The sequence below is a fragment of the Paenisporosarcina sp. TG20 genome (genome assembly GCF_000286315.1).
Taxonomy (GTDB): Bacteria; Bacillota; Bacilli; order Bacillales_A; family Planococcaceae; genus Paenisporosarcina.
The window spans coordinates 1-6,753 of sequence record NZ_ALJG01000168.1 but is presented as its reverse complement, the minus strand read 5'-3'; the positions used below and the strand labels follow the sequence as shown (position 1 = coordinate 6,753).

Genomic DNA, 6,753 nt, shown 5'->3' with positions numbered 1-6,753 from the left:
TTTCCTCATGTTCTAACTTTAGATTGGAATAGGTAAGGCTTTGATAATATCTCCACCTTTTCCCCTCCGCCACACCGTGCGTGCGACTTTTACCGCACACGGCGTTCCATCTTTTAAAAGTAATTACCGATAGGTTCTAGGTTACAATTTTCACGATATTTATCGATTTCTCCAACTTGCTTATCACTAATTTTTAATCTAGTAATATAAGTTTTTATCGTCTCAGTTTCCGTTGCGTGTATTAATCTATGAACGTCTTTATGTAGGATTCTCAAATTTTTAAATTCATTTGTTCCACCTAGAGATGTAGGATTGAAGTGATGACAATGGACAGCTTCAGCTGTCAACCATATCCCAGTAATTTCGCACTTACCCATTTTCATGCTGTAACGACTAAGACGATTATCTAGATATTCCACGCTTCTATTAGGTATGTTCGATTCCATTAGTCTCCTAATTTCCTCTATGATATTTCCTTTTAACCTTTTGTATAAAACTACTCTACCTTCTTGAGTGTAAGGTGTTATCTCTTGGCTAAATTGTCCTTGCCAAACATGATTTACGTTCGCAAGTGGATAGAGATACACATCTGCTACTTTGAAAGTTCGATAATTACAAGAATAAAATTTCTTGTAATTTGGTGGCGGTCTACTAGGATATTCATATTTCCCAATAGTTCTAAGACGATTATATAGGGTTCTACTTAATTGATAGGCAATTATATTGAATTCACGGCTTATATGGGTTGCTTTATTGAAATAGCTATGAATACCTAGTACCCAGCTATTATAAAGAAGTGCAGTTTTAATAGATGGACTTCTTTGGATTTGTTTAATCCGTTCTTTCCCATCCTTCTTTAACTGTTTTTTCTTTTTAGCACTTAAAGCGGAGTGTGCAACCCTTTTATTGCCTTTCTTAGCAGCTCTAATTGTAAAACCTAGAAATTCTGATGCTCGTTTTCGTAAGTTTACAATCTGTGATTTCTCTGTAGAAATATTCAACTTTAGACGGTCTTCTAGATAGAGCCTCACGGCATGGTACCACTTTTGGGCAGTTCTCCAGTCACGACAGAAGATTTTGAAGTCGTCTGCATAACGAACAATGTAACCCTCTTTAAGGTTAGATTTTTTGAGGCTTTTATATTTATTGGATTTATCATAATAATTATGTTTGCTCTCGAAATCTTCCCATTGGCCTGATATCCAATTGTCAATATCATTTAAAACAATATTAGATAACATAGGTGATAGGATACCTCCTTGCGGAGTTCCTTTTGATGGCCTACCCTCGCCCTCTATTTCAGCTTTCAACATCTTGCTGATTATCCGTAATACTTTTGTATCTCTTATACCCATATTCCATATTTGCTTTAGGAGTAGTGTGTGATTAATATTATCGAAAAATCCTCGGATATCGATATCTACTACGAAGTGGAGATTGCCACTATTTATAAGATGTTTTGCTCTAGCAATTGCGTGATGGGTAGACCGTAAGGGTCTGAATCCATAGCTATGCTTATAGAATTGTGCTTCAACAATCGGCTCTAAAACTTGTTTAAAGCATTGCTGAATAATTCTATCAATCATGCAAGGAATGCCTAGTGGACGTTTGTCACCATTCGGTTTAAGTATAAGGACTCGTCTAACCGTCTTTGGTTGATAATTTGTAAGTTTGGATTGAATTAAGCTAACAAGTCTCTCTTGTTTTAAGTCCTTAAAGTCGTTAATAGTTAATCCATCCGTGCCTGCTGTCATAGAACCCTTATTTGTTTTGATTGAACGATATGCTAGAAGGATATTTTCTCTTGAAGTAATAACATCATATAACCTAGAGAAATCTTCCTTATTTTTCGCTCTCTCGTAGAAATCGCTGAAAGTATCCGTTAGCTTGTAATACTCCCAGTATCGTAATGTTGTTTGCATGATGGATCCTCCCTTCGGGGGACATTTCCCATCTTCATACCTGATCATTGCAATTAACCTTTTAGAAAATCAGTTTTCCTTAAAAAAAAAAGACTTGGGGCTATTCCTTCACTTCCATTACAAAAGCTTCATTGGTCATACCCCTACTCTCACAAGAGTAAATACATTTCGGATTACTCCTTATAGTAACCGTCAAGGTGACAGCCCTTTACGACGTTCCTTGCTTTCCTTGTTCCTACTATCCTAGCTTTCCATTAATGTCGTTAGGTGGTTTCTCTAAGCCTGTAAGTCTTTTCAGTACCTTTGTCTACTGAACGAATTTCATAACGGGCATTCTTACTCTTCGATAACTTACCTAGTGTATAAACTAGTAATGGTTTTCACACATTATAATGTTTTAGACCCTTACATTCGAAACTTTGTCAGACCTAATGGTCATTCTCACCATAGACAAATTATAGCCATCCGACCTATCTCTAACCATGTCTTCTAATTAATGATGATTTAGGTTAGATTCAGCCGACTTTACCTAGCTTCAAACCTCTTATTCCTGTCAAATAAGACGCATGTAGGAGTATCAATGTATCTGTTTCGGAAAAAACATGGTTTCATCATTCCAGATATCAGATAGTAAGTTAGATTTAATAGTAGATAAACCCCAGCTTTTCCCGTAATTTATCGGTTATAGCTGAACAAGTCACACACCTGTACATTCGGAAGTTCGTCTGTTCTTTTCTATAAGAAGATTCTCACCATATCTAGTTTTTCAGCCATCCGGCATATCCATTGGCATACCTTTTCCGTGAGGAGTGGCTTTAGCCTTTGTTCTGCCGACTTCACCTGAGCTTCAGACCCCATAATCTGTCTATTATGACGCATGCAGGAGTATCAATGGGATAGTTTCAAAATACATGGTTTTATCATTCCTATCCTCGGTTGTAAAGTTAGGATTTCCGAAGAAATCCCTTGTTTTTTCACATATTAGTGCTTATAACAAAACTTGTCGCGCTGCCCCGTTAGTTTAAGAAACCAACCTTTTTCAAAATCTTCGTTCTTGTGCTAAAGAGTGCTTATCTACAGTATCCGCTCAAAAAAGTTGAAAGAATGCGCCTTTATCTATGATTACATGTAGTCATAGATACACGTTTTTAGGACATGACTTATCCCTCCCATGGGTACAATTGATCCCGAAAGGCTTTAGCATTTTTTCCATCAGGCAACAAGCCTATCTATCACACCTACCGCGCTTTCGCTTACTGTCCTTGAAGTTAAGTGTGGAAGAAATACACTTCCACACTTAACTTCAAGGTTATTCTTTCTCCACTTACCCAAGTCAATTTCCCAATACCATTGAATACGTTGGATACTATAAACTAACCGTATATAATGTTTCCACACAGTTAGAAATCTGGTATATTTTTATCATTACATACGTTAAATACGGTGAAAAAACATACTGTAGATAAGCACTCCGTTAGTATAAGTACATTTTTTCACAATCTTTCTATTGAAAATAAAACAAAGGAGACCTCATTAAAAGAAAAGTTTCATCAACAATCACAATCTTTCTATCAACTTTAAATTTATTTAAATAAATCTCTTTAAATATTCGCCAAATATTTTGTTCATAACTTTGGGGGTGTTTTCTAAATAAATATTAATTTGTTCCATGTTTGATTGTAATTTATCAGAGTTACTTTCTTCTTTTGGAAAATCAGATATTCCTTTTATAATAATGCACTCAACATCATTCTTCTTACAGATATAAGCAATTGCACCCGCTTCTGTATCGGCTATTATTATTTTATTTTCTTTAAGTTCTAAATAGTCCTTCCACATAACTACTGCTTTATCAGCGGTGCCAATTGTTCCGGTATAAAAATCATTTCCATATTTTGATAAATCAATATCGACTATAAAGGATTGTTTAATAAAAGGCTCAATTTCTTTTACTGTGCAATCATATTGAACGGCTTTATCGGGTACTAAAATATCCAAATTACTGAACTTATCATCTATTCCAGCACATGTTCCAGCAACGATTACTTTAGTTAAATTCAATTTAGAAATCATATACTGATTACCACCAACACCATTTACTTTTCTTACCCCGGTACTATAAAAAACAAGCTCAGTATCATTAATTGTCCTCATGAAATACTCGCCATAAGGATAATCGAAACGTTCGTTATCTTTTATGCTAAAGTATTCCAATGTCGCTTCATATTCCCATTTCGTCGCTATACTTATTCCTATCATTGACTTATCACCCTACTTCTTGTAATGAAAGAACTTTATTATCGATTAACACCGACTTGTTGCAAAACCATAATTATATAGGTTTTTTAAGCTAACCTACGGCGTTAGTGAAAAAGCGACTGCTCTTATTGAACAATTGCACCTCGTTAGTTGAAAAAGCAATTTTATCCCTGTACTCCATCGTTAATAAATATTTTGGTCGTATTGTATCTTTAGTGAATCCTTTATTCTTATAAGACGTATACTAATTAAACTTACGAACAGGAGATGAAAAAATGGAACTCATTTTATGGATGACTGTTTTGTCCGGTACCTTTATCGCAATATTCGCTGATAATAGAAAATGCAAAAAGAAAAAATGTTAAACACTTTCATATCGACCTGATGTATTCTGGCTGATTTTTAGGACTAAATAATAATTTTCTTTTTTTAGACGCTCATCTTGTTTGCCCCTAATTTCGATTATTAGGGGCTTAATTTAGTTAATAGTAATTGATTCATGTGCTTATTTATTTCCTAATAAAGTAAAAAGTAAAAGTAAGAATTGCACCTACAATTATTCCGATTACGCTTAAATTAATGCCTGTACCAGTTGTAATACCATCGTGACGAATAGAAGCATTAACACCTATCGAAACAAAAACGATAATAAAACCAATCCATTCAATCCATTCGAAAATCTTAGTTCTCTTCAATTCATATCTCCCCATTTATATACAAACTATAACATCAGTCAAATTTTTCAGCCCTTCTTCAACTAACCTCCTTTCCTTAGTTCAATTAGTTCAACAATAAAAGCTTTAATCCTTCTTGGATCAACGCCCCCCGTTACTTAAAGAATTCCTGTTTAAGAATACTCATTCTTACACGGTCAACAAATTCACCATTTCTTAATCGGTCTTGTCTTAAAATACCTTCTTCTACATAACCCATACGAATATAAGATTTAATGGCTTTTTCATTATCCACTTCGACTCTTAACCAAATTTTGTTTAGTCCTAATTCGTTAAATCCCCATATAAGCATTTCTTTCATTGCAGCAAGTCCAAATCCTTTACCCCAATATTTTTTATCACCAATTGCAATCCTCAGCGTGTCTATTTATCTTATCTATGTTCTTTAAATCAACCCAACCAATATGTATTCCTTCTTCTGTTACAATCGCTTTTTGTTCATATCCATTTGTTTTGTTAATGCACATTTCAATCCAACTTTGGGTTTCTACCCTGCTAAACGGTGGATACTTCTCTGGCATATTCAAGTGTTTGGTCACTTCTTTATCTAAACACCATTGTCTTCCACGTCTTCAAGAGTTAATTCTCTTACTTGAACTTTCGGTAATTCTGCTGTTCTCATCTCTCTAATCCCCTTAAGTAACACTTTAATTATTAGACTTAAACCCAATTTTTTGAGTTTGGACTTATTCTCTTAAACTGCTTTCGTTAGTTCAATAAGATGATTATTTATTCCCTATCACACTAGCTATATCAAATAACATGTAATTGATGACCTCAATTGAACAAGCGATGACAATTAAACATACTGCCTTGATTAAATTATAAGCTTTATCACTCAAATATTATCCAACCTCATATCTACTTTTTTGCTTATTACACACCTTTCAATTAAACTCCTTCTTCTTGAACAAAACTGCTTGCGTTAGTTTAAGTACATTTTTTAACAAACTTCAATATATCATTTCAATTATCCTATAATTTCAGTTTACACGGAACTATTTAATTAAGTAAGTAAGTCCTTTTACAACGAAACACCCCATTAGATAAAAAATCCAAAGGGGTAAAGTTTCGTGACTTTATTTCAAACCAACAGTACTTCCCATAATAAGAATGAAAAGAACAATAAAGATAGTGGATTTAAACTAAATTAGCTAATAAACCTAGAAACAGAGCGAGGTACAAGATCCGATTCCTAATTATTGGAATGATGTTCATTTTTTTCTGCAATAAAAAAAGATTTTAAAATTTATCAAGAATTTAGGACTACCGACTAACTTTCTCAAATCCATAATATATCCCATGTGTACCTCCATAAATTAAGTTGTTTTTCAAATTAAACAGTTCCGTTACTTGAAGAGTTATTGCAAGAAAAGAATAATATTAACAGAACCAAAGTACAAATTACTCTTATATTGTTAGTAAATATTAACTAACAATATCCCTCCTCCTTAAATAATTCGGTTTCATATTGAAGTCTATTAAAATCAATAGGTTTGATTTTTTCATAATATAACCAGAAACAGAATCAACATTCCTATGTGGTTGTTCAAAATCGTTTCCAAATCACCTTGTCTTTTTCAAGCGGAATTTTTAAACTAAAGTTCCAACAACCTGGACAACCACATGCACATTCTAAAACAGACACTTTATCATCATCTTACTACATGTTATTGGATGGTCATTTTTAAAGATAGGACTATTTTTTTGTATTTATTATTAAAGCTTTGTTGTATATACCCGTTGATTTAAAAACACTCAATAGATTGTAGTGAAAGGCGGCGACTCCAGCGGGAAAAGCGTGTTCGGTGAGACCACGCAGGAGCGCACAATGGAAC

At 33.9% G+C, this 6,753-nt stretch carries 3 protein-coding genes and 1 pseudogene; all 4 read right to left on the bottom strand.

The window, feature by feature from the left end; translation table 11 throughout:
- Positions 1-113: 113 nt before the first annotated feature.
- Complete coding sequence (gene ltrA / locus B371_RS0102495) at positions 114-1,922, bottom strand: group II intron reverse transcriptase/maturase (protein ID WP_019412739.1); 1,809 nt, start codon at positions 1,920-1,922, stop codon at positions 114-116.
- A 1,587-nt stretch (positions 1,923-3,509) separates the two neighbouring features.
- Entirely contained in the window at positions 3,510-4,181 is a 672-nt protein-coding gene (locus B371_RS0102490; protein ID WP_019412738.1) for a permease, read from the bottom strand.
- A 509-nt stretch (positions 4,182-4,690) separates the two neighbouring features.
- Positions 4,691-4,876 (bottom strand): hypothetical protein, encoded by a 186-nt coding sequence (locus B371_RS0102480; protein WP_019412736.1) that lies wholly within the window; start codon positions 4,874-4,876, stop codon positions 4,691-4,693.
- Between the two features lie 133 nt (positions 4,877-5,009).
- Positions 5,010-5,537 (bottom strand): annotated as a pseudogene (locus tag B371_RS21115) (GNAT family N-acetyltransferase).
- Positions 5,538-6,753: the final 1,216 nt, after the last annotated feature.

Excerpts from the sequence above, each read along its gene's own strand:
- ltrA (WP_019412739.1), bottom strand. The coding sequence starts at position 1,922 with ATGCAAACAACATTACGATACTGGGAGTATTACAAGCTAACGGATACT.
- B371_RS0102490 (WP_019412738.1), bottom strand. The coding sequence starts at position 4,181 with ATGATAGGAATAAGTATAGCGACGAAATGGGAATATGAAGCGACATTG.